This is a genomic window from Nocardia sp. NPDC059764, from assembly GCF_042732555.1.
Taxonomy (GTDB): domain Bacteria; phylum Actinomycetota; class Actinomycetes; order Mycobacteriales; family Mycobacteriaceae; genus Nocardia.
Genome location: NZ_JBHWHH010000027.1, coordinates 1 through 23,060, shown reverse-complemented (window position 1 = coordinate 23,060; position 23,060 = coordinate 1). Strand labels below are relative to the sequence as shown.

The 23,060-nt window shown below is 68.2% G+C and carries 25 protein-coding genes; 19 read left to right on the top strand and 6 right to left on the bottom strand.

Annotated elements, in window-relative coordinates; translation table 11 throughout:
• Window positions 1–15: 15 nt before the first annotated feature.
• Window positions 16–366, top strand: coding sequence for a hypothetical protein (locus ACFV4K_RS08315; RefSeq protein WP_379273112.1), 351 nt, complete (start codon window positions 16–18; stop codon window positions 364–366).
• 106 nt (window positions 367–472) lie between these two features.
• On the opposite strand, the gene ACFV4K_RS08310 is transcribed toward ACFV4K_RS08315, so the two are convergent.
• Window positions 473–694 carry a hypothetical protein gene (locus ACFV4K_RS08310; RefSeq protein WP_379273110.1) on the bottom strand — a complete coding sequence of 74 codons (222 nt, stop codon included), beginning with the start codon at window positions 692–694 and terminating at the stop codon, window positions 473–475.
• A 260-nt stretch (window positions 695–954) separates the two neighbouring features.
• Here ACFV4K_RS08310 and ACFV4K_RS08305 point away from each other — a divergent pair, with 260 nt between their 5' ends.
• Window positions 955–1,386, top strand: a complete 432-nt coding sequence (locus tag ACFV4K_RS08305; RefSeq protein WP_379273108.1) for a hypothetical protein — start codon at window positions 955–957, stop codon at window positions 1,384–1,386.
• A 20-nt stretch (window positions 1,387–1,406) separates the two neighbouring features.
• Here the strand turns inward: ACFV4K_RS08305 and ACFV4K_RS08300 are convergent, their stop codons facing one another.
• From ACFV4K_RS08300 to ACFV4K_RS08290, 3 genes are all read right to left on the bottom strand, one after another.
• Entirely contained in the window at window positions 1,407–4,415 is a 3,009-nt protein-coding gene (locus tag ACFV4K_RS08300; protein WP_379273106.1) for an alpha-mannosidase, read from the bottom strand.
• A gap of 81 nt (window positions 4,416–4,496) precedes the next feature.
• The gene (locus ACFV4K_RS08295; RefSeq protein ID WP_379273104.1) at window positions 4,497–5,162 is read right to left on the bottom strand and encodes a respiratory nitrate reductase subunit gamma; all 666 of its coding nucleotides are present in this window, start codon (window positions 5,160–5,162) and stop codon (window positions 4,497–4,499) included.
• Window positions 5,163–5,274: 112 nt separating this feature from the next.
• Complete coding sequence (locus ACFV4K_RS08290; protein WP_379273103.1) at window positions 5,275–5,754, bottom strand: pyridoxamine 5'-phosphate oxidase family protein; 480 nt, start codon at window positions 5,752–5,754, stop codon at window positions 5,275–5,277.
• Window positions 5,755–5,880: 126 nt separating this feature from the next.
• On the opposite strand from ACFV4K_RS08290, the gene ACFV4K_RS08285 reads away from it, so the two are divergent.
• Window positions 5,881–7,830 carry an FAD-dependent oxidoreductase gene (locus ACFV4K_RS08285; RefSeq protein ID WP_379273101.1) on the top strand — a complete coding sequence of 650 codons (1,950 nt, stop codon included), beginning with the start codon at window positions 5,881–5,883 and terminating at the stop codon, window positions 7,828–7,830.
• Window positions 7,831–7,874: 44 nt separating this feature from the next.
• On the opposite strand, the gene ACFV4K_RS08280 is transcribed toward ACFV4K_RS08285, so the two are convergent.
• Complete coding sequence (locus ACFV4K_RS08280) at window positions 7,875–8,480, bottom strand: TetR family transcriptional regulator (protein WP_379273099.1); 606 nt, start codon at window positions 8,478–8,480, stop codon at window positions 7,875–7,877.
• 108 nt (window positions 8,481–8,588) lie between these two features.
• Between ACFV4K_RS08280 and ACFV4K_RS08275 the strand changes: the two genes are divergently transcribed.
• The 16 genes from ACFV4K_RS08275 (at window position 8,589) to ACFV4K_RS08200 (ending at window position 22,557) form a co-directional block, all read left to right on the top strand.
• Window positions 8,589–9,815 (top strand): alkane 1-monooxygenase, encoded by a 1,227-nt coding sequence (locus ACFV4K_RS08275; RefSeq protein WP_379273097.1) that lies wholly within the window; start codon window positions 8,589–8,591, stop codon window positions 9,813–9,815.
• Window positions 9,815–9,994 carry a rubredoxin gene (locus ACFV4K_RS08270; RefSeq protein ID WP_357084821.1) on the top strand — a complete coding sequence of 60 codons (180 nt, stop codon included), beginning with the start codon at window positions 9,815–9,817 and terminating at the stop codon, window positions 9,992–9,994. Before ACFV4K_RS08275 ends, ACFV4K_RS08270 begins: the two co-directional genes overlap by 1 nt.
• A gap of 1 nt (window position 9,995) precedes the next feature.
• Window positions 9,996–10,181 carry a rubredoxin gene (locus ACFV4K_RS08265; protein WP_357084824.1) on the top strand — a complete coding sequence of 62 codons (186 nt, stop codon included), beginning with the start codon at window positions 9,996–9,998 and terminating at the stop codon, window positions 10,179–10,181.
• Complete coding sequence (locus ACFV4K_RS08260) at window positions 10,178–11,428, top strand: NAD(P)/FAD-dependent oxidoreductase (protein ID WP_379273095.1); 1,251 nt, start codon at window positions 10,178–10,180, stop codon at window positions 11,426–11,428. The genes ACFV4K_RS08265 and ACFV4K_RS08260 overlap by 4 nt, the downstream gene beginning before the upstream one ends.
• A gap of 302 nt (window positions 11,429–11,730) precedes the next feature.
• Window positions 11,731–12,558, top strand: coding sequence for an MlaE family ABC transporter permease (locus ACFV4K_RS08255; RefSeq protein ID WP_379273093.1), 828 nt, complete (start codon window positions 11,731–11,733; stop codon window positions 12,556–12,558).
• Complete coding sequence (locus ACFV4K_RS08250) at window positions 12,558–13,427, top strand: MlaE family ABC transporter permease (protein ID WP_379273091.1); 870 nt, start codon at window positions 12,558–12,560, stop codon at window positions 13,425–13,427. Before ACFV4K_RS08255 ends, ACFV4K_RS08250 begins: the two co-directional genes overlap by 1 nt.
• Window positions 13,428–13,430: 3 nt before the next feature.
• Entirely contained in the window at window positions 13,431–14,459 is a 1,029-nt protein-coding gene (locus tag ACFV4K_RS08245) for an MlaD family protein (protein WP_379273089.1), read from the top strand.
• Window positions 14,456–15,463 carry an MCE family protein gene (locus tag ACFV4K_RS08240; protein WP_379273087.1) on the top strand — a complete coding sequence of 336 codons (1,008 nt, stop codon included), beginning with the start codon at window positions 14,456–14,458 and terminating at the stop codon, window positions 15,461–15,463. The genes ACFV4K_RS08245 and ACFV4K_RS08240 overlap by 4 nt, the downstream gene beginning before the upstream one ends.
• Window positions 15,463–16,473, top strand: coding sequence for an MCE family protein (locus ACFV4K_RS08235; protein ID WP_379273180.1), 1,011 nt, complete (start codon window positions 15,463–15,465; stop codon window positions 16,471–16,473). The genes ACFV4K_RS08240 and ACFV4K_RS08235 overlap by 1 nt, the downstream gene beginning before the upstream one ends.
• Entirely contained in the window at window positions 16,474–17,397 is a 924-nt protein-coding gene (locus ACFV4K_RS08230; RefSeq protein ID WP_379273086.1) for an MCE family protein, read from the top strand.
• The gene (locus ACFV4K_RS08225; protein WP_379273084.1) at window positions 17,394–18,404 is read left to right on the top strand and encodes an MlaD family protein; all 1,011 of its coding nucleotides are present in this window, start codon (window positions 17,394–17,396) and stop codon (window positions 18,402–18,404) included. Before ACFV4K_RS08230 ends, ACFV4K_RS08225 begins: the two co-directional genes overlap by 4 nt.
• Window positions 18,404–19,354, top strand: coding sequence for an MlaD family protein (locus ACFV4K_RS08220; protein ID WP_379273082.1), 951 nt, complete (start codon window positions 18,404–18,406; stop codon window positions 19,352–19,354). The genes ACFV4K_RS08225 and ACFV4K_RS08220 overlap by 1 nt, the downstream gene beginning before the upstream one ends.
• Window positions 19,355–19,368: 14 nt before the next feature.
• Window positions 19,369–19,980: a hypothetical protein gene (locus tag ACFV4K_RS08215; protein WP_379273080.1), complete on the top strand. Its 612-nt coding sequence runs from the start codon at window positions 19,369–19,371 to the stop codon at window positions 19,978–19,980.
• Window positions 19,920–20,642 (top strand): TetR/AcrR family transcriptional regulator, encoded by a 723-nt coding sequence (locus ACFV4K_RS08210; protein ID WP_379273078.1) that lies wholly within the window; start codon window positions 19,920–19,922, stop codon window positions 20,640–20,642. Before ACFV4K_RS08215 ends, ACFV4K_RS08210 begins: the two co-directional genes overlap by 61 nt.
• On the top strand, window positions 20,639–21,310 hold the full coding sequence (locus ACFV4K_RS08205) for a TetR/AcrR family transcriptional regulator (RefSeq protein WP_379273076.1): 672 nt from the start codon (window positions 20,639–20,641) through the stop codon (window positions 21,308–21,310). The genes ACFV4K_RS08210 and ACFV4K_RS08205 overlap by 4 nt, the downstream gene beginning before the upstream one ends.
• 53 nt (window positions 21,311–21,363) lie before the next feature.
• A complete protein-coding gene (locus tag ACFV4K_RS08200; RefSeq protein ID WP_379273074.1) occupies window positions 21,364–22,557 on the top strand; it encodes a sensor histidine kinase in 1,194 nt (397 codons plus the stop codon).
• Window positions 22,558–22,586: 29 nt separating this feature from the next.
• On the opposite strand, the gene ACFV4K_RS08195 is transcribed toward ACFV4K_RS08200, so the two are convergent.
• Window positions 22,587–23,060, bottom strand: a 474-nt coding sequence (locus ACFV4K_RS08195; RefSeq protein WP_379273072.1) for a TetR-like C-terminal domain-containing protein, incomplete at its 5' end; no start/stop codon positions are given.

Genomic DNA, 23,060 nt, shown 5'->3' with positions numbered 1-23,060 from the left:
CGTGCGAGGTGCGGAATGGTCGAATTCGAGGTCACCGGAACCACTGTGACGGCGCGGGTCACCGGCGCGCACAAACTGCTCGCGCTGCGCGACCACGTGAGCTTCGACCTGGCCCAGGTCACCGCCGTCGCGCCCGCCCCGGTGGATCTGCGCCCGCCGTGGCTGCGGACGCCGGGCACGTTCTTCCCGGGCGTGATCGCCGCGGGCATCTTCCGCGGGAAGGGCCGCAAGGAGTTCTGGGACACCCGTTTCGACGGTCAGGGCGTGCTGATCGAACTGGCGGGCGCGGATTTCACGCGCCTGGTGGTGGATGTCGCCGAACCGGCCGCGGAGTTGCGGCGGTTGTCGTCGGCCCTGGCGGCCTGAATTCCCCGTAGCACCCGAATAGGCTCGTGCCGCGGACCCGATTTCTGGCGGGCGCGGCACGAGCCGGTCTGGGTGGACTTTTCGGGGGTAGTGGTGGACGGAGATATCAGGGGGTCGGGCAGAGGAAGGCGCCGGCGGGCGGCGGGACCGGGACGATCCGCTCCGGAGCGACTCCGGCGGGTCCGGCCGGGCCGTTGGGCGCTACTGCTCCGGGAGCCGCGGGGGTCCCGACATCGCCGGATCCCCATGCCGCGGACGGGTTCATGGTGAATACGGCCGCACAAACGAACGCACTGACGAGCAGGCCGATCGCTTTCTTTTGCGTCATGTCGTACGACGCTACAACCAGCTCGAAGCAATTGCTGGTATTGCCGAATCACCGGAATGTCGCGACCTGCTGATCGTGTGCGCAGTTCGGTGAATTCCACTGTGGCACAGACAAACTAATCGGTCGGAACGGCGTGTTCTCAGGCTTTTGTGTTATGGACTGTGTCAGACCACGTTTCGGTTACGAACCGGCGTGTCTGAGGGTGTTTCGTCTGTTTCTATTGTGGACTGCCGGGAGGACCCGACCGGGAGGGATGCACGATGGCTGTTGGACCTGGTTCGAGGATCGCCGTCGCGGCGGCGCTCACACTGGCGGTTTCCGCCGCGGTGACCGCGAACGCTCCGATGGGCGCGGCCGTGGGCACGTGCGGATCGAGCCTGGGGGACTACCGCGGGGAATTCGCCGTCGAGGGTGAACCCGGGACCGTGCTGAGTTTCGACGGAGCGGGCGGTCTCACTTTTCGCAGCGCCCGGTTCGGGAACGGCGAGGGCCTGTACGCGGTCATTCCGTCGGGCGGATTCACCGCCACCCTGCGCATGGCCGACAGCGGTGAAGACGCGGCGCGGCCCGAGAATACGACCTCGATGGTCAAGAGCACGACCCTCCTCTGCCCGACCCAGGGAACGCAGGTCGGGAATTTCCGCTCACTGGATCAGAGCAGCCGCCGGTTCGACTATGTGAGGTCGGCCTGAAAGCCGGTGACAGCAATGGTTTACCGGGTGAATCGGAGCGTAACGAGCTGGAAAGGCCGCAGGTGCAGTCGAATTCCCTTCTCGTCGGTTTCCGTGACGTTTTCCTCGGGTAAAGGCCGCTCCAGCAAGTCGCAGCGGCGATAGCCTGTGTACTCGAAATCCGGTGTGAGCAAAGCGGTCGCACGACCGCCGCCCGCTTCGTAGAGCCGGATCACGACATCACCGGAACCGTCCTCGGCCAATTTGACGGCACTGGTCACCACGTCGTCATTGTCGACGGTGAACAGCGGCGCCACGGGTTCGGCGACGCCCGGGGTGACCGGCGGCAGATTGATCCGGTACCCGGAGCGCACGGCGTCGGTGATCGAGGCGCCCGGCAGCAGCGCGTGCCGGAAATGATGTGCGCCGTGGTCGGTCTGCGGATCGGGGAACCGCGGCGCGCGCAGCAGGGACGCGCGGACGGTGATGGTGGTGCCGCCGTCGGGCCGCACCGCCCGGGTCAGATCGTGGCCGTAGGTGGCGTCGTTGACCAAGGCCATGCCCCAGCCGGGTTCGGCCAGGTGGATGAAGCGGTGGTTGCAGGCCTCGAATTTGGCGTACTCCCAGCTGGTATTGCTGTGCGTGGGCCGGTACAGGTGCCCGAACTGGGTTTCGGAGGCGTAGCGGTCGGCGTGGATGTCCAGGGGGAAGGCGAGTTTGAGGAACTTCTCCGTCTCGTGCCAGTCGACCGTCGTGGCGATCTCCAGCGCCCCGGTGTCCGGGCGCAGGGTGAGGACCTGCTCGACGGTGGAGGAGCCGAAGGAGCGGCCGATGCGGAGGGAGACGTCGGTGGTGGCGCCGGACTCCGCGACCAGGAAGTCCACCTCGGTGAGGTCGGTGACGGTGTTGCGATAGAACTGGTCGACATCCCAGGCGTCCCAGGAGTTCGGGTAATCCTGGTGCAGCTGGAGCAGATTGGCGGCCGCGCCCGGCGGCAGGGTCTCGCGCCGCTGCCCGAGGTCGTAGAGCGACACGACCAGTCCGCGCGCGTCGACCTCGACGCGGGTCCGATCGTTGGCGAGCACGAATCCGCCGTCGGGCCGCTCGGTCACCGTGGCGCCGCGGCCGGGCACCACCGGTCCCGCGCCGCCGGCCGGGACGCCTCGCCAGGCGTGCGGGGCGGGGTTGAAGACGTGGGAGCCGGACCGTTCCCCGCCGAGCGCCCATTGCGCCCGTTCGATGATGGCGGAGAGTTCGGCGGCCACCCGCGCGTACGTCGCCTCGGCTTCCCGATGCACCCACGCGATGGACGAGCCGGGCAGGATGTCGTGGAACTGGTGCAGCAGCACCGTCTTCCAGAGCCGGTCCAGGTCGGCGGCGGGGTACTCGAAGTCGGTGCGGACGGCCGCGGTGGCCGCCCACAGTTCGGCTTCCCGCAGCAGGTGCTCGCTGCGCCGGTTGCCCTGTTTGGTCTTGGCCTGGCTGGTCAGGGTGGCGCGGTGCAGCTCCAGATACAGCTCGCCCACCCAGACGGCGGGGTTCGCGTATTCGGCCTCGGCGGCGGCGAAGAAGTCGGCGGGCCGCTCCCAGGTCACCTTCGGCGAGCCCTCCAGGTCGCGCAGGCGGGCGGCGCGCGCGATCATCTCCCGGGTGGTCCCGCCGCCGCCGTCGCCCCAGCCGGTCGGGGCGAGGGACCGGTTGGCGCGGCCCTTCTCCTTGAAGTTCTTGGCGGCGTGGACGATCTCGTGGCCCTGCATGGAGCAGTTGTAGGTGTCGACGGGCGGGAAGTGCGTGAAGATCCGGGTGCCGTCGATGCCTTCCCACAGGAAGGTGTGGTGCGGGAAGGTGTTGGTCTGGCTCCACGAGATCTTCTGGGTGAGCAGCCATTTGGATCCGGCGGCCTTGATGATCTGCGGCAGTCCGGCGGCGAAGCCGAAGGTGTCGGGCAGCCACGCCTCGTCGTTCTCGATGCCGAATTCCTCGAGGAAGAACCGTTTGCCGTGCACGAACTGGCGGGCCATGGCCTCCGAGCCGGGCATGTTGGTATCCGATTCGACCCACATGCCGCCGGCGGGCACGAAGCGTCCGTCGGCGACCGCTGCCTTGACCCGGGCGTACACCTCGGGCCGGTGCTGTTTGAGGAAATCGTATTGCGCCGCTTGGGACATGGTGTAGATGAAGTCGGGTTCGGCGTCGAGCAGCGCGGTCATATTGGCGGTGGTCCGCGCGACCTTGCGCACGGTCTCGCGCAGTGGCCAGAGCCAGGCGGTGTCGATGTGGGCGTGCCCGACCGCGGAGATCAAGTGCGCGGACGGCACGGCCGGGCGCGCGAGCACCTCGGTGAGGCAGGCGCGGGCGGCCGCGGCCCCGGCGTTCACGTTCTGCAGGTCGATGGCGTCGAGGGCGCGTTCGATGGCCCGCACGATGTCGTACCGGCGGGCGGGGTCCTCGGGCATCTCGTGCATGAGCTCGCCGAGCACCTCGAGATCCTGGACCAGCTGCCACACGTCGTCATCGAAGACGACGAGATCCATTCGCCCCAAACGGTATTGGGGACCGGTGCCCGCGGTGGCGAGGTCGCCGAGCCCGGTCGGCCCGAAGAACGGGATGATCGGGTTCGACGCCGCCTCCACATGGAACAGCACCTGCTCGCCGCCGCGCGCCGGAGCGGCGATGCGCACCCACTGATTGCGCGGGTGCAACCCCTTCACCGGTGTCCCGTCCGGGCGATACACCAGACCCTCGCACTGGAATCCGGTCTGGTTCGCGTCGAAACCGAGATCGATGATGGCCTCGACGGTGCGTCCCGCCCACTCCGGCGGAACCGTGCCCTCGACGGTCAGCCAGCTGGTGCCCCAGGGCGCACCCCACGGAGTACCCGGTGACGTCGGTGTTCGCGCTGCGGCCAAACCCTCGGCCACCGGCACCGGTTCGCCCGGCGCTTCCCAGATCGACACCCGCATCGGCGTGGACTCCGGATACACGGCGGGCTTGATGCGATCGAGCACCCGCCCGAGCCTGCACTCGATCAACCGGCGGTCATCGTGCATAACGGTGGCTCCCATCGGGCGTGACCGGCGAACCGTCTCCCGCCCGACTCTAGCGGCCGCGGGCCGCCCGCCCGGGAATGCTCAGACCGTCGGCGCGGACCGATACGACGCGGGAACCGCCTGCCGCAGCACCCGCAGCGCGGGCACCGACAGGATCCCGGCCAGGCGTGTGTACGGCCAGATCGCGATGATCGCCACCACGATCAGGGCGCGCGCCTGGTACAGGAGCGGTGCGTGGTCCATGCCGGAGGGGTCGGGGTGCAGGGCCAGTAGGGAACGTGCCCAGGGGAACAGGGTTTCGGCGGCGCGGTAGCGGCCGTCGGTGGCGCTGCCGTCGAAGGTGACCAGGACGGCCGAGAGGAGTGCGGCGCTGAGCAGGGGCAGTGTGAGTCGGTCGAGGGGGGTGACTCGGTGTCGGACGTCGGCGGAGATCAGTGGCGGGATGAGGATCAGTGCAACTCCGGCGACGGTGACGGGCGCGGCCACGATCTGGACCGCCGACAGCAGTACGTGAATGTCGTGCTCGGGCCGCGTATGCGGTCCCGACGCCAGCATCTCCGCCACCCGTACCGCGAACACCACCGGGAATCCGATACGTACGGCCGCGATCCCGATCCGCTGTGCCTTGTCGATGTGCGGCCCGTACAGATAACCGCGGAACCCGTCGCGCCGGTACCGCCATAGGTGCCCGACCGCGCACGACACGACAGCGGCATACGGCAGTACCACCCAGATCGCGATAAGCATGCCTTCAACCCACATTCGGTCGGCACCGACAGCATTGGCCGAGCAACTGTCGCACGCCGGCGTGCGCCGGAGAAGTGTCGATTCGTGCCAACTCTGCGCAGCGGACGGCGCGTTATTGCCAGAGGTGGGACATCATGTGCGGGTACCGAACCGGTCGGTAGTCGGTGAAGTTGATGTCGCGGACGTGGGAGAAGTCCGACCACAGCAATTTCCCGCCCGGGAGCCGCGCTGGAAGTCGCACTCGCGCCCGTACCTGCCGCAGTTCGTCCTCGGTCGCGGCGCGGCGGGGCCCGGCGGTGCCGTAGAGCCGGACTCCGGGCGGCGACGGGAAGCGGGCGGTCAGCAGCGAACGGAACCAGAACAGTCCACGGCCGTCCACTGCCAGCAGGCAGACCCGCGGATCGCGGTCCAGGTTGCGGCCCAGCGCCTCGGCGTACTGGTCGAAGTAGAAGCCGGTCGTGTCGTCGCGCAGGAACACCGTGCCGATCGGTGCGATGGTCGGCGTGCCGTCCGGATCGGTGGAGGCGAGGGCGCAGTGGGCGGCGCGAGATACGGTCTCGCGGATGCGATCCCAGTTCTGTTCGAGGGTCACGACCGGTCCTGTTCGATAGGGGCTGACTGAACGATTCGAGGGTAGGTGGATGCGGGCGGGCGGCATGTGAGGGCGGTGTGCCGCAATTGCCGGGACAGGGGCGGGCGGGTAGCGCATGATGGCGGCATGGGTTCAGATGCGGCGCGGCGGGCCGTACTCGAGATGGTGTGTGACACTTTCGCGCCGGGGGACGGGGGTGAGGTGGCGGCGGCTTCCGCGTTGGGGGTCGTCGACACGGTCACCGAGTTGCTCGGACGCAATCCCCGGGAGGCGGAGCGGCGGCAGTTCGAACTGCTCATGCGCGTGTGGGATTCGCGGATCTTCGGAGCGCTCAATGGCGCGGGGTGGCGCAAGTTCTCCCGGCTCAGCGCCGAGGAGCGGGAGCGAATGCTGCTCGGGATGGCCAATTCCCGCATCGAGCAGAAGCGGGCGCTGTTCCAGGCGTTGAAGGGCGCGGCGGTCACCTCCTACTACCTGACGCCCGGGCCGACCGGGGTGAATCCGGTGTGGGAGAAGATGGGCTTCCCGCCCGCGTTCGGTCCCGTCGAGGGCGCGAAACGCGGGCTCAGCCCGGAGCGGCCGGACTCCGACACCACCGTCGTGTGCGATGTGGTCGTGATCGGGTCGGGCGCGGGCGGCGGGACGGCCGCGGCGGTCCTGGCCCAGGCGGGCCTGGATGTCGTTGTGCTGGAACGCGGCGACTACCTCGACGACCCGGACTTCGGCATCGGTGAGAAGGAAGGGTTCCTGAAGCTGTACGCGCCGGGCCCGGCCGCCACCGCCGAAGGCCAGCTGAGTCTGGTGGCGGGCAGCGCGCTGGGCGGCGGCACGGTGGTCAATTGGACCACCTCCTTCCGCACGCCCGACGATGTGCGCGCGGAATGGGCGCGGCTGGGTGCGAGCCAGTTCACCGAGCAGGAGTACACCGACGCCCTCGACGCGGTGGTGTCGCGGCTCGGGGTGAACCTCGACCATTCGCCTGCCTCTCGCCGCGACGAGATCCTCGAACGCGGCCTGCGCAAACTGGACTGGCACGTCGAGCCGCTGCCCCGCAACGTCCGTGACTGCGATGCCGGGATCGAATGCGGGCGTTGCGGTTTCGGCTGCCGCATCGGAGCCAAGCAGTCGGCGGTCAAGACCTGGCTGGCGGACGCGGCCGCGGCGGGCGCACGCCTGTTCGTCGGCACCGACGTGCGGCGCATCGAGATCAGCAACGGCACCGCCACCGGCGTGGAAGCCGTGACGGCGGACGGGCATTCGGTGTGGGTGCGCGCCCGTGCGGTGGTGGTCGCGGCCGGGGCGATCCAGACCCCCGCCCTGTTGCGCCGCTCCGGCCTGACGAATCGTGCCATCGGCGACTATCTCCGACTGCATCCGGCCACCGCGGTGTTCGGCGTCTTCGACGAGGAGATCCGCCCGTGGGAGGGCGGCCTACAGACCCGTTATTCCAAACAGGACCGCGACCTGGACGGCAAGGGCTACGGCGTCATCTACGAGACCGGGCCCATGACCCCGGGCATGTCGGTGGGCTTTCAGGCGTGGACGGGCGCCGCCGCGCATCGCGACCGCATGCTGAAGCTGGCCAATACGGTGGCCGTCGGCGTCATCACCCGCGACCGCGACCACGGCTCGGTCGAGACCGACAAGCAGGGCGAGGCCGTGGTGCGCTACCGGCTCTCGGCCCGCGATGCCGCCCACATGCACACCGGAATCGTCAATGCCGCAAGCATTCTGGAGGCGGCGGGCGCGCAGCGGATCTTCTCCGGACACCAGGCGGGCGTCGGCTACGCGCCGGGCGTCGAGGGCAGCCACGAGGACTTCGCCGCACGGGCGGCAGCCGCCGGGTACGCGCCGGGCCGCTGCTCGATGGGCGCGCTGCACATCATGGGCTCGGCCCGAATGGGCGGTTCCGCCGCGGATTCGGCGACGAATCCCGACGGTGTCACCTGGGACGTGCCGAATATCGTGGTGGCCGACGCCTCCTGCTTCCCGACCTCGTCGGGGGTGAACCCGATGGTCAGCATCGAGGCTATCGCCTACATGAACGCGACCCGCCTGGCGGCGCGGCTCGCGTAGCCCGATTCGGCGGCGCGGCAGGCGGTTTCGCGTGCCGCGCGTCGCTACAGCACCGAGCCGTAAGCGCCGACGATCACCTTGTCGATCTGCCCCACGGCCCGGTCGATCGGCCCGGTCGGCTGGAACAGATGACTCAGGGCCAGCCGGACCAGCACCTCCGTCATCGAGGTCAGTTCGGCGTCGTCCATTTCCGGCAGCCCGTACTGCGCGCGGATGGCCGCCGACAGTGCGGTGACCGCGCGGCCCAGGACCGGTTCGGTCTCGGTCATCAGCACCGGCAGCAGGGAGGTGTCGGTCTCCGACCGGCCGGCCAGGACCGCCTTGATCAAGGTGTTGTCCGCACCGGTGCGCAGCGTGAACTCGACCGCCTCGGTCATGCCGGCCGCGACGTCGGCCGGATGCGCGGCCAGGCATTCGGCGATGCCGACCAGGAAGGTGTCGACTTCCTGCTCCACCACCACTTCGGCCAGCTGGTGTTTGTTGGCGAACTCCTTGTAGAGCACCGGGCGGCTCACGCCCACTTCCTTGGCCAGCCGCGACATGTTCACCGCGCCCCAGCCCTCGGTGATGACGATGCGCCGGCCGGCTTCGATGATCCGCTCGCGCAGCAGTAGCCGCATCTCGCTCTGGAAGTTCGGTGCTTCAACCACGTCCCGATCGTACATGGGCTCAACTTTCGTCTCGTCGTTGACAGACTGGATCACAGTGTATCTAATGAATACAGTTCTTGAGAAAGTGTAAACGCTAGGAGTACGGCAATGACGACGTCTCATTTCAGCGCGGAAGAGGCCACGGCGCGCCCGCAGTGGCGGGACCGCAAGCGCTATCTGTGGCTGCTCGGCCTTGTTCCCCCGACCGCCCTGTTCCTGGCGATGGCGCTGGTCTGGGCGTTCAACGAGTTCGGCTGGACCGCGGTCTCGCCGGTGTGGTGGTGGATCGGCCCGCTGATCGTGTACGTGCTGCTGCCGATCCTGGACCGCTTCTTCGGCCCGGACGGTCAGAACCCGCCCGACGAGGTGATGGAGTACCTCGAGAACGACAAGTACTACCGGTACTGCACCTACGCCTACATTCCGTTCCAGCTGCTGAGCCTGACCGTGGCCTGCTACCTGTGGACCGCGAGCGACCTGTCCTGGCTGGGCGTCGACGGCGGCCTGGGCCTGATCTCCAAGCTGGGCCTGGCGTTGAGCATGGGCGTGATGGGTGGCGTCGGCATCAACACCGCGCACGAACTGGGCCACAAGAAGGACGAGCTCGAGCGCTGGCTGTCGAAGATCACGCTGGCCCAGACGTTCTACGGCCACTTCTACATCGAGCACAACCGCGGCCACCACGTCCGCGTCGCCACTCCGGAGGACCCGGCCAGCGCCCGCTTCGCGGAGACCTTCTGGGGCTTCCTGCCGCGCAGTGTGTGGGGCAGCCTGCGGTCGTCGTGGGAGCTGGAGGCCAAGCGCCTGGAGCGCCTCGGCAAGCGTCCGTGGACGCTGCGCAACGACGTGCTCAACGCGTGGCTGATGTCGGTGGTGCTGTTCGGCGCGCTGACCGCGGCGTTCGGACCGGGAGTGCTGCCGTGGCTGGTGATCCAGGCGATCTACGGCTTCGCCCTGCTGGAGACTGTGAACTACCTCGAGCACTACGGCCTGATGCGGCAGAAGACCGCCAGCGGGCGCTACGAGCGCTGCACCCCGGAGCACAGCTGGAACTCCGACCACATCGTCACCAATATCTTCCTGTACCACCTGCAGCGGCACAGCGACCATCACGCGAACCCCACCCGCCGCTATCAGATCCTGCGTAGTATGGACGGCGCCCCGAACCTGCCCAGCGGTTACGCGAGCATGATCTCGCTGGCTTACTTCCCGCCACTGTGGCGCAAGGTGATGGATCACCGTGTGCTCGAGCACTATTCGGGTGACATCACCCGCGCCAATGTCCAGCCCCGCAAGCGCGCCCGCGTGCTCGCCAAGTACGGGGTGGTGGCGTGATGGCCGCCTACCGCTGCCCGATCTGCGATTACGTCTACGACGAGGCGAAAGGCGCGCCGCGCGAGGGCTTCCCGGCGGGTACCGCCTGGTCCGCCGTCCCGGACGACTGGTGCTGCCCCGACTGCGGGGTGCGCGAAAAGATCGACTTCGAACCAGCTTCCGCTCAGAAGGGACACTGACATGAGCACCGACTTCAAACTCTTCCGCTGCCTGCAGTGCGGCTTCGAATACGACGAGGCGCTGGGCTGGCCCGAGGACGGCATCGAGCCCGGCACCCGCTGGGACGACATCCCCGACGACTGGTCCTGCCCGGATTGCGGTGCGGCCAAGAGCGATTTCGAGATGGTCGAGGTCAGTCGCGCGTGAGCGGGCGCATCGTCATCGTGGGCGCGGGCGTGGCCGGAGCCACCGCCGCGCGCACCCTGCGCACCGAGGGCTACACCGGGGAGATCGTGCTGCTGGGCGCGGAACCCGTGGCGCCCTACCGGCGGCCGATGGTCTCCAAGGAACTGCTGGCCGGCACGGTCGAGGACCGGCGGTCGCTCTTGCATCCCGCCGACTTCTGGGCGGGCAACGACATCGACCTGCGGGTGGGCGTGCCGGTCGAATCCATCGATCCCGGACCGGGTCTGGTGTGGCTGGCCGACGGGACCGCCATCGGCTACGACTCGCTACTGCTGACCACCGGAGCCCGGTCGCGGCAGCTGGCGGTGACCGCGGACCGGTCCGTGGCGCCCGACGCCGCGTTGCCGGTGCACACCCTGCGGGGCCGGGCCGAGGCCGACGCCCTGCGGGCGACGCTGGAGCGGGATCCGTCGCTGCTGATCATCGGGGCCGGGCTCATCGGCTGCGAGGTCGCCGCCACCGCGCGGGGTCTGGGCGCGGAGGTCTCGGTGCTCGATGCCGGGACCGCGCCGCTGGAGCGGGTCGCGCCCGCCGTCGTCGGTGACTACATCCGGAAGCTGCACGCGGACAACGGGGTAGCCATCTCGACCGAGGTGCGGCTCTCGCACCTGGCCTACACCGGCAACGAAGTGGTCGCCGTGGCGGAGGACGACCGCACCTGGACCGCCGCGGCGGTGCTGGTCGCGATCGGGTCTGTCCCGGACACTCGGCTCGCTGTCACCGGCGGGCTGGCGGTGGACGACGGCATCCGGGTGGACGAGCGGTATCGCACGTCGGCTCCGGGGGTGTTCTCCGCGGGTGACGCGGTGAGTCGACTGGATCCGAAATCGGGTGGCTACCGCCGCGAAGAGCATTGGAACAGCGCGCAGGCGCAGGGTGCGGCCGCGGCGCGATCGATGCTCGGACTGCCGGCGCTGACCGCGGAGGTGTCGTGGGGCTGGTCGATGCAGTACGGCCGGAACGTGCAGTTCGCGGGCATGATTCAGGCCGAGGACGAGCTGATCGTGCGGGGGAGCGCGGAGTCCGGTGACGCTACGGTGCTGGCGCTGCGCGACGGCCGTCCAGTCGGTGTGGTGGCGATCGCCCGCCCGGCGGAGTTCCGGGTCGCGCGGGACCTGATCGGCCGGGGAGTGGCGCTGGACGCGGGGGCGTGCGCCGACGAATCCTTGCCATTGGCCGAGGCGCTCGCGCTGTCCGGACAGTCGTGAGGGCAGACGCCCGCAGTTGAGCTAACACCTCGCAATATCTGAAATGCCACTGGACCAACCGAATGGTCCGGTGGCATTTCGCATTTGCCGATCCATTGCTGAAAAGTGCTGGTAATGCGTGCTATTCGCGCGGCGCGCGTATCTTTCTCCGCGCTCGCGACCCCTGTCAAGGCCCTGGTTATTTCGGTGAAGACTGACACGTCAGTCCGAAATCTGTATTACTGTCTCGGTCAGTCGGAACCGGGTCAGCAGAGGGACCGGTCGGCATCGACCAAACAGTAGGGGCTGTGGGGTGGTGAACATTGGTCGAGAAATTTGTTCGGGGGCCGGAATCACTAGGGCAGGCAGTCGAATTCGTACTCTCGGGGCTGCGCACGTTCGGCCGCACCATTCAGCTGGCGATCGCGGCGTTCCGGTTCCTGATCCTCGATATCGTCAAACTTCGCCATCCCTGGCGTGACACTCTCCAGCAGGGCTGGTTCATCGTCAGCGTGACGGCGATTCCCGCTGTGCTGGTGTCGGTTCCGTTCGGCGTGATCGTGGCGGTGCAGGTGGGGAGCCTGACCCAGCAGGTCGGCGCGAGCTCGGTGTCCGGCGCGGCCGGCGGCCTCGGGGTCATCCGGCAGGGCGCGCCGATGGTGACCGCGCTGCTGCTGGGCGGTGCGGCGGGGTCGGCCATCTCCTCGGATCTGGGCGCGCGCACCATTCGCGACGAGGTGGACGCCTTGCGTGTCATGGGAATCGACCCCGTCCGGCGGCTGGTCGCCCCGCGGCTGGCGGCCATGATCGCGCTGACGCCGCCGCTGTGCATGCTGATCATCTTCATGGGCGTGTTCACCGGCTACGTGATCGCCGTCGGCTTCCAGGGCGTGACGCCCGGCTCGTACCTGTCGGCGTTCGCGGCCTTCGCCAAGATGACCGACCTGTGGGTGGCGATCGTGAAATCGATCATCTTCGGCGTCATCGTGCTCATCGTGTCCTGCCAGCGCGGGCTGGAGGCCACCGCCGGCCCCAAAGGCGTGGCCAATGCCGTGAACGCGGCGGTGGTGATCGGCGTGATCGCCGCCTTCGGCGTGAATCTGGTGATCACGCAGCTGGTGTCGATGTTCATCCCGACGCAGGTGGGCTGATGACCCAGGTACCGGCGAAGTACACGCCACTCGGAACCGCGGGGCGCGCGATCGGCGCTTCGGCGCAGGCGCCGATGTCCCTGATCGAATCGCTGGGCCACCAAGCGACTTTCGTCTACGAGGTGCTGGCTGCCGTCCCGCACACGCTGCGGGTGTACCGGCGGCAGACCATGCTCATCCTGTCCGACATCACCTGGGGCTCCGGCTCGCTCATCGTCGGCGGCGGCACCGTGGCGGTGCTGGCGTTCCTGGGCATCGCGGTCGGCGGGTCCATCGGCGTGGAGGGTTTCACCGCGCTGAACATGGTCGGGATGGGCCCGCTGACCGGGTTCGTCTCCGCCTACGCCAATACCCGCGAGATGGCGCCCATGGTGGCGGCCATCGGTTTCGCGGCGCAGGCGGGCTGCCGGATGACGGCCGAGATCGGGGCCATGCGCATCTCCGAGGAGATCGACGCGTTGGAGGCCATCGGCATCCGGCCGATGCCGTTCGTGGTGACCACCCGCGTGATCGCGGGCGCGATCACCATCGTGCCGCTGCACCTGCTGACCCTGATCCTGTCGTACCTGTCGTGCGCGACCGTGGTGAACGTCCTGCACGGGCAGTCCTCGGGCACCTACTACCACTATTTCGACGCCTTCCTGCAGCCCGGCGACGTGATCGCCTCGCTGATCAAGGCGACGATCTTCGTGGTCACCATCATTCTCATCCACGGCTACCAGGGCTTCTACGCCTCGGGCGGACCGGAGGGCGTGGGCCGGGCCTCGGGTCGCGCCATTCGCGCCAGCCTGGTGCTGGTGGTCATCCTGGACATGATCCTGACGATCGTGATCTGGGGCCTGGATGTCGGCATCCGGATCTCGGGGTGAAACATGGCCGTCTTCAAGGATCATTCCGGCCGTAGCGCCGGACCGTGGCTGTTGCGATTGCGCGGTCTGGTGGTCGCCGTCGTCCTCGTCACTGTGACGATTGTCGTGAGTTCTTATTCCCGAGGCTCTTTCGCGAATCGGTTCGAGGTCACCGTGGACGCGGCGACCCTCGGCGAGGGGCTGGCGCCGGGCGCGGAGGTGAAGTTCCGTGGGTACGCGATCGGGACGGTCGCGACGGTCGAGACCGTGGGCTACGGGCATCAGCGCATCGGATTGCGGATCGACCGGCGACAGGCCGACGCGCTGACCGACGATGTCACCGCGCGGTTCACCTCGTCGAACGTGTTCGGTTCCAGCGCAATCGAATTGGTGCCCGGCGCCGACGGCAAGAAGCTGCGCGAGCACGCCGTGCTCCAGGTCGGGGAGGGCGCCACCAACGCCACCGTCGCCGGAGTGTTCCGGCGGGCGGCGCGGTTGACCCAGGTGCTGGATTCGGCGGCCGTGCACCGGTTGTTCGATCTGATGCTCGACAATGCCGCCAGCATGGGCCCGGCGCTGCGGTCGTTCTTCGAGACCGCGCGCACCCTGGCCGACGGACAGCAGAACAGCCTCGCCCACTACCTGCGCATCGGCGGCGATATGACCGGCGCGTTCCGGGACGTGACGCCCGCGGCCGGGCACGCCATCCTGGCGGTGCTCGAGCAGAGCGCCTACTTCGGGGATCCGGAGAACCGGGCGCGCACCAACCGGGCCACCAATGGCGTGAACGACGCCGTGCTGGTGGGGATCTCGAATCTGCTGCAGCAGAACAATCCGGAGCTGGAGAAGGTCCTCGACGGCATTCTCGACGTGGCGGTGCCGATCAGTGTGTCCGTGGGCTCGGTGGCCGCGGCCGACAATCGGGTGCCGAACCTGCTGCGGGCCATGGACGGGGCGTTCCCGGTGGTCGACGGCCGGGTGCGGCTGCAGGTGGAGCTGATCGCGAAAACCATGCCGTACCTGGCGGATTCGCTGGGAGGAGGGGCCAAATGAGCGAAGTCACCAGGTCTGCTCTCAAACTGGTCGTATTCCTGCTGGTCGTGGCCGGGTGCACCACCTTCATCGTGACCGCGCTGCGGACGCCGATTCCCGGCGACAAGGTCACCTACGACGCCGTGTTCACCGATGTGTCGGGCCTGTTCGCCGGGGACTCGGTGCGCATGTCCGGTGTCGCGGTCGGGAAGGTGGAGACGGTGTCGCTGGACGGCAGCCGGGCGCGGGTGCACTTCACCGTCGATCGGGAGCGGCCGGTGTACGACAACACCAAGGCCGCGGTGCGATACCAGAACCTCATCGGCCAGCGGTACGTCGAACTGCTCACCGACGGGCCGGGGCGCACGAAAATCACTGCCGGGACGACGATCCCGGTCGAGAGCACCATCCCGAGCTTCGACGTGTCCAAGCTGTTCAACGGCTTCAAGCCGATGTTCGACACGCTCGATCCCGCCCAGCTCAACCAGCTCGGCACCAACCTGCTACGCGTCATCCAGGGTGACGGCTCCGGAATCGGGCCGGTGCTGGCGGACGTGGACACACTCACCAAGCACGCCCGCAACAGCGAGGCCGTGATCGTGCTGCTCATCCGCAATCTGGGCGTGGTCGCGGACGCCATCGGCGGCAAGTCGAAGGCGGTCGGCGACCTGGTGCAGCAGCTCTCGGGCATCCTGCACCAGTTCACCGCCAAGACCCAGGCCATGCTGAGCGCGGTCGACACCGCGAAAACCCTGCTGGCGCCCGTGGTTCCGCTGCTGGAGGAGACCCGCGACGCCTACGACACCGCCTACGGTCCGGTCGACGGCCTGCTCCGGCGACTGGTGCCGCAGACCGACGAGCTGACCCAGATCCTGGCTCTGGCACCGCAATTGGTGACCGGACTGAATCAGACGGTTCCCGGGCAGGGGCTCGAGCCGCGCATCACCTGCTCCCACGGTGAGGCCGCGCTGCCAGCGGTGGCCGGGGTCATCCTGTCCAACCAGAACCTGGTGGTGTGCAACTGATGAGAGCGTTGATCGCCCGGATGGGCGAGCTGATCCGGGATGTGCTCACCGGTCGCGGGGACCAGCACACGCAATTGCGCTGGGGTATCGCCGGGGTCGTGGTGTGCGTCATCGCGCTGGCCGTCGCGGGCGCGGTGTACGTGATCCCGTTCGGGCAGCACACCTACGTGGCCGACTTCCGGATCTCCGGCGGGGCGCGGCCCGGCGACGAGGTGCGGGTGGCGGGCATCGATGTCGGCAAGATCCGCGCCGTGGACCTGGTCGGGGATCACGTGGAGGTCGCCTTCACCGTGAACCGCGATGTGCGGGTGGGGGACCGGTCGGCGGTGGAGGTCAAGATGCTGACCCCGATCGGAGGCCACTACCTGGCGCTGGCCCCCGCCGGGGACAAGGACCTGGCGTCGAAACACATCCCGCCCGAGCGCACCACCACCCCGTTCGAGCTGAGCGACATTCTCGACAAGGGCACCCCGGTGTTCGGCAAGGTCGACGCCACCACCATGCGCGACACCATCGGGCAGCTGAATTCGGCGCTCGCGCAACAGCCCGACGCGCTGCGCGGGGTGATCGGCAATGCCGACGAGCTCACCGGGCTGCTGGCCGAGCGCACCGATCAGCTCAACAGCGCGCTCACCGTGTCCGACGAGTACATCGCCGCCATCGCCGACGACAAGGCGCTGCTGGCGGACTTCGTGAAACAGCTCGGCACGGTCGCCGACCGGCTGGGCAACCGCAAGAACGACATCGTGAGCATGTTCGCCCTGCTCAAACGGCTGCTGATGGTGCTGCACCGGCCGCTCATGGCCTACGACAGCATCGAGCCGTCGGTCACCCAGTTCGAGCAGCTGTTCTCCAAGCTCATGGAGGACCCGAACCGGCTCGACACCGTGATCAACGGGATGCGCGAGGTGATCAACCGGCTCAGCGGGCTGCTGGGCACTCAGGTGCAGGTCGCGGACCCGGCCGCCGGCGTCCGGCTGTGCATCCCCTTCGAAGGCAGGGCGTGCTGAATGAACTGGGGCAGAACAGCACTCGCCGCGGGTATCGCCGTCGTGGTGGTGGCCGCCGGGGCGGTGGGGGTGTCGTGGGCGACGACCGTCCGCGATCCGAAGCAGAACGTGTGCGCCGAGTTCACCGACACCGTCGGACTGTACGAGGGCAACAGCGTGACCATGCTCGGGGTCGAGGTCGGCACGGTGTCGAAGATCGAGGCGCTGGGCGACCGCATGCGGGTCACCATGAGCGTCAAGGACTCGGTGAAACTGCCCGCCGATATCGCGGCCGTCACCATGTCGAGTTCCATCGTGACCGACCGGCACGTGGAGCTGACCAAGCCGTACACCGGCGGCACGAGATTCGACACCGCGAGATGCATTCCGCTGGAACGGACCAAGACGCCCATCGGGATCAGCGAAGCGCTCGACGCCATGGGCACGCTGGCCGGTGACCTGACCGGCGGCGGCACCGGCACACCGGATTCGCTGCTCGCCGACTCCCTGACCGCGGCCGACAAGGCGATCGACGGGACCGGGCAGCAGTGGAATCAATTGCTGCAGAGACTGTCCGCGGTCGTCGGTGACCCCGCGCAGAAGGATGCCGCGTTCCGGCGGCTGGTCGACAATCTGGACCAGCTCACCACCATGTTCGTGACCAACTGGCCGGATATGGCGCAGGTGCTGAACAATCTGCGCAACGGCCTGCAACTGATCGGGCAGTTCTCGGCGGAATTCTCCGGGGCGGTCGATATCGCGGTCGAATTCCTGCCGGTGATCGCGCGCAATGCCGGGAAATACGATCAGCAGATCTACAGCCTGCTGGATGTGGTGCTGCCGCGGGCGCACACCTTCGTCCAGCAGCATCAGGGCGACATCACCTCGCTGCTCACCGCGTTGCCGCCGCTGGCCGCACAGCTCCCGCAGGCGGGTGCGCGATGAGGCGGGCGGTCGTCCGGCTGCTGCCGGTGGTCACCGCGGCCGCGCTGGTCCTGACCGGCTGCGGGGTGAAGGCGACCGATATCCCGATTCCCGGCACCTATCCCTCCGGCGACACCTATTCGGTGCGTATCGAATTCGGGTCGGTGCTGAATCTGCCCGACCGCGCCAAGGTGATCTCCGACGGTGTCGAGGTCGGCATGCTCGACCACATCGAGCTGATCGGGACCACCGCGGTGGCGACGGTGAAACTGCACACCGACGCCGAACTGTCGAAATCCACGACGGCGGAATTGCGGCAGTCGACCATTCTCGGCGATATCCATATCGCGCTGGAAGCGCCCAAGAACGCCAGCGGCGCACTGCTCGGCAATGGTGACGTGATTCCGGTGTCGCAGACGATTCCGGCCACCAATGTCGAGGATATTCTGCGGGCGCTGTCGAACATCATCACCGGCGGGCGGTGGTCGGACATCCAGAAACTGGTGACCGAGGTCAATGCCGCGTTCCCTTCGGACCCGGCCGAATTGGACCGGGTCAACCGGGCCGGGCGGGCGGCGCTGCACGATATGGCCACCCACACCGACGAATTGAATCGCATCCTCACCTCGGCGCAGCAGATCACCGCGAAGCTGGAATCCGGTCGCGGGGCGGTGGACCGGATCCTCACGCTCGGGCCGGATCGGGCGGCTGGATTGTCGGATGTGCTGCTGGCCGTGGTGAATCTGATCATCAGTGGCGGTCCGCTCGCCAAGAACGCCGGGGATCTGCTGCTGCCGCACATCGGCGATTTCCGGTCGATCGTGTCCGTGCTCGCGCCGACCGCGGTGACGGCCGGATACGCCGACCTGACACTGGCGGCGAATCTCGACACCTTCCACACGCTGCTGAAGGAGAAGATCATTCCCTTCCTGAACGCACCGGATGTGACGGTGCGCAACGTATCCGCCGCCGACGCGCAGGCCGATCAGTTGATCGGCACGCTGCGTGGGATCGGAATGGTGCCCTGATGAAGCTCTCACTGTCCGGGCCGGTGTCGCTGGTCATGCTGCTGGTGCTGACCTTCGTGTGCGGCGGCTACATGGCTGTCGGCGTGCTGAATCTGGATCCACGCCGTCAGAACAACACCGTCACCGTGCTGCTCGACGGGTCGGGCGGGCTGATGAAGACCTCCCAGGTGACGCTGCGCGGGCTGCCCATCGGCAAGGTGCGCGATATCGGGGCGACCGCGCACGGACTGGCTGTCACCCTCGAATACGACGCCAAGTACCGGATTCCGGTGGACAGCGTCGTGCAGATCGCCAACCTGTCGGCTGCGGGGGAGCAGTTCCTCGACTTCCGGCCGACCGGGACGGCCGGGCCGTTCCTGCGCGACGGCAGCGTGGTGCCCAACCGCCAGGTGCGGGTCGCGACCACAGTCGGGGACGCGCTCGCCGAACTGGATGCCCTGACCGCGCAACTGGATCCGGCCAAACTGCGGAATCTGGCCACCACGGTGGCCGCCGGGTTCGAGGGCCGCGACGCCGAGGTCGCCAACCTCACCAAGGCGCTGGTCGGGACCGCGAATCTGTTGCGGGACAAGCGGGAAGCCATCGGACGGCTGTACTCGAACGTGCAGACCCTCGGCGATAAGTTCGACGGGCGCGCGCCCACGCTGAGCGCGGCCGCCGGGGATCTCACCACCGCGCTGCCCGAACTGCTGCACATCATTGCCGCGTTCCAGAACTACTCCTACATCGGCGAGCACATCTTCGACGATCCGATCGGGCCCCTGGTCACCAAGATCGACGAATACCTGCGTCTGATCGGGCCCGACCTCGGGCAGATCGCCACCGTCCTGAAACCCGCCACCAGCGTGATCAAACCGCTGCGCGTGGACGCCGGATCGATCGTGGACCTGCTGTCCACGGTGTTCCCCGGCGACGGCGCGGCGCACGTGGGCATCGAGATTCCCCGCTAGAGAGAAGGCAGACCGTGACCGAGACCGAGCAGACCGAGACCGACAAGCCCGACGCGGAGGAGACCGTCGAGGACTCTCCGAAGGCGGATTCCCCGAAGGGGATCGGTGAACGACTCAATCCGTTCGTGGCGGCGGCCGCGGCGGTCTTCGCGATCGCGGCCGTCGTGCTGGGGGTGCTGTGGCACAACGCCTCGGGTGACTACGACGCGCTGAAGGCCGGCGACGCCGATCGTGATCGCGCCGCGCAGGTGGCCAAGGACTACACGCTGCGCTCGCTCACCTACGACTACCGCAACCTGCCCGCCTTCTTCGACGGTGTCCAGTGGGGAGCCTCGGATCCGTTGCGCGACAAGTACACCCAGTTCCACGACACCCTCGCCAAGATCATGACCGATGCCCAGGTGGTGGCGTCGGGTGATGTGGTGGGCACCTCGGTGGAGGCCAAGGGCAATGACCAGTACACGGTCACGGTGTATGCCACCCAACGCACCCAGAACGTGCAGCAGCCCGACCCGGCGACGGTCCCGAACCTGCTGGTGGTGACGGTGGCCGGGCACGGCGGCGAGTGGCTGGTCACCGATTACGGCCCCAAAGACGCCGGTGTGAAGGGTGGGGCCGCGAAATAGCCTCGGCACGCATCGGCCGCCCGCCGCAGCGCGAACTCCCCGCGCGCCGCCGCCTGGAGATCATCGAAGCCGCCTACGAGGTGTTCACCGCGCACGGCTACGAGGCCACCGCCATCTCCGAGGTGGCCGCCCGCGCCGGCATCGGCCAGGGCACCGTCTACCGCTACTTCGGCAGCAAGCGCGAAATCCTGGACCACGTCATCGATCTCGGCATCGAGAAGGTGACCGACGCCATGCGACCGCGCACCGTGTTCGGCGCGGCCGACACCGTGGACGACCTGGTGGCCGCGGTCCGCGCCGCCGTGGCCCGCCTCTACGACCTGCTCGAACGCGAGCCGCACGTATTGCGGCTGCTGGTGGTGGAGGCCGGGGCCATCGATCCCGAACTGGCGCACCGCCTGCTCGGCCTGGAGGCCCTCACCGCCTCCCTGATCGCCGCCGAACTCACCCGCGGCCTGGAGGCAGGATGGATCCGTCCCGACATCGATCCGGAAGTGCTGGGCCACACCATCCCCACCCTGGTCGGCCCGTGGCTCATGCGGGAACTGCTGGGCGCGGGCAATCCGACCATCCGCGACCGCAGCATGACCGCGGTCTTCGCCTACCTCGACCGAACCCTGCGCCCCCTGAGCCCGCCATCACCCCCGAACCCGCCCCCGTGACCGCCGCCCCGGCCCCGGACCCCCACCGCGACCGACCCCGCCTGTCCCGAGCCGACCGCCGCCGCGCCGAACTGGTCACCGCCGCTTACGAACTGGTCGTCACCCGAGGCTTTCGCACCATCTCCGTCGACGACATCACCGCCGCGACGGGTGTCAGCCACGGCACCTTCTACAACTACTTCCCCAACAAACGCGCCATCCTCGACGCCGTCATCGACCACAGCTTCCTCCACATCCGCGACCTCCTCCTGGGCCCTGAGGGCGACGTCACCCCCACCACCATGGACGCCTTCTGCGACCGCTACGCCCGGGTCATCGACCGCTGCTACGACCTGGTCGCCACCGAACCCGGCCTGGTGAACTTCTTTCTCCTGGAAGCCTCCTCGATCGACGACGCCGTCCTCGACCGCTGCCTCCACAACGCCCGCGCCTACGCCGCCGAATCCGTGGCCCGGATCCACGAGGGCATCGCCCACGGCTACCTCGACCCCACCCTCGACCCCGCCATAGCAGGCGAAGTCCTCCTCTCCCTCCTCGTCTCCGCCCTGCTCTCGGCCCTCCGCGCCGGCGCCGACGGCCTCACCCAACCCCGGGTCCGCACCCAACTCGTTGCCTTCCTCCGCACCGCCTTCGGCGGCCCGGGATCTCCTACCACGGTAGGTAAATGAACTCCGCCCGAACGCGGATGCGCAGGCCTCGGAGGCGCACCTATCCTCGGATGATGGTGTGGGGCGGGATCATTCGCGCAGCCGGCGCGATCACCGATCGGCAGGCGACACACGTCGAAGCGGCCGGATACGACTACCCCGCCTGGTATGTCCCCCTCGCCGACGTGATCGTCTTCGGCGCGGCGATAGCCGCGGCCGCACAGCGGGGTGCGCTGATCCCGCCGCAATGGCCGCTGCTGGCGGCCCTGTTCACGGTGACACCGATGGTCCTGATCGCCGTGGTCACGCCGAACGCGCGGTTGATCGGTGTGGTCCTGGTGATCGCCGCCGTCGAGCCATTGTTGTTGCTGCGCCCGGTCTTTCCCGACGCGGCGCCCGGCTGCCTGGCGATTCTCACCACCATGATGGCGATGGCCGCCTCACTGCGGAAGAGTCTGCTCACGCTCGCGGCATCAGCGCTGGCATTGGGGATCCCCGCGGCGCTGGGCAGGCTGGATGCCGCGCCGATCTACCTCGTGTTGCTCGGTGGCGGGTGGGTGCTGGGGCACATGCTGCAAACCCACATGCGGCTGCTGCAAACCCAGAAACGGTTGCTGCGCAGCGAACGTGAGGCTCAGCAGTTGCTCGCGGATCGGGCCGTGCCGGAGGAACGCCGCCGCATCACCCGCGAGGTTCACGACATCGCGGGCCATTCCCTCAGCGTCACCCTGCTCCATCTGACCGGTGCCCGTCACACGCTGGCCCAGGACCGGGATATCGATGAAGCCATGGAAGCCCTCGACGACGCCGAACGGATCGGCCGCCAAGCGATGGCGGACATTCGACGGACCATCGGTCTCCTCGGCTCCGACGCCCCCACCCCGGCCCCGAAACCGGGCCCGGCCGACATCGACGACATGATCAGCGATTTCGTAGCTGCGGGCCTACGGGTGAAATACGAGACCTCCGGCCCACTCGACTCCGTCTCGGAAGCCGTCGCCCTCACCCTGTTTCGCCTGACCCAGGAATCCCTCACCAACGTCGCAAAACACGCACCAGCTTCCACGGTCACCGCATCCCTGCGCATCTCCGAATCCCGAGCGACCCTGTCGATCCACAACACCGGCAGCTTCACCCCCACGCCTGACGCCTCCGGCAATGGCCTGCGCGGGATGCGTCAACGCGTCGAGGCGCTCGGCGACGGGCGGCTCGACACAGGGCCCTGCGCCGACGGCTGGCGAGTCCGCGCCGAACTCCCATTTCAATAGTCCAAGGCCCCGATCCGCCACCCGTGCCGCTAGGTCGGAAGGGTGTTGGCGCGGAAGGCGGTCAGGAGCATGGTGGTGAGGTTGTCGAGGTAGGTGGGTTCGGGGGGGATGCCGGTGATGGTGAGTCGCCAATAGAGGGGGCCCGCGAGGAAGTCCAGGGCGAGGGGGATGTCGAGGTCGTCGGGGAGTTCGCCGCGGGTGATGGCGCGGTGGAGGAGGGCGGTGGCGCGGTCGCGGCGGGTGGTGGCGATGCCGGTGGTGAGGGTGGCGGCCAGGGCTGGTTCGCGGGCCGCTTCGGCCAGGAGGTCGGGGATGATCTTCGAGGCGAGGGGGTGGCGGAGGCCGGCGGCGGCCGCGGTGAGGAAGGCGTGGAGATCGCCTCGGAGTGTTCCGGTGTCGGCGGCGTCGACGGCGATCTTGGTGATGAGGTCGGTGGCCATGGCTTGTTTGGAGGGCCAGCGGCGGTAGACGGCCGCCTTGCCCGCGCCCGCGCGGCGGGCCAC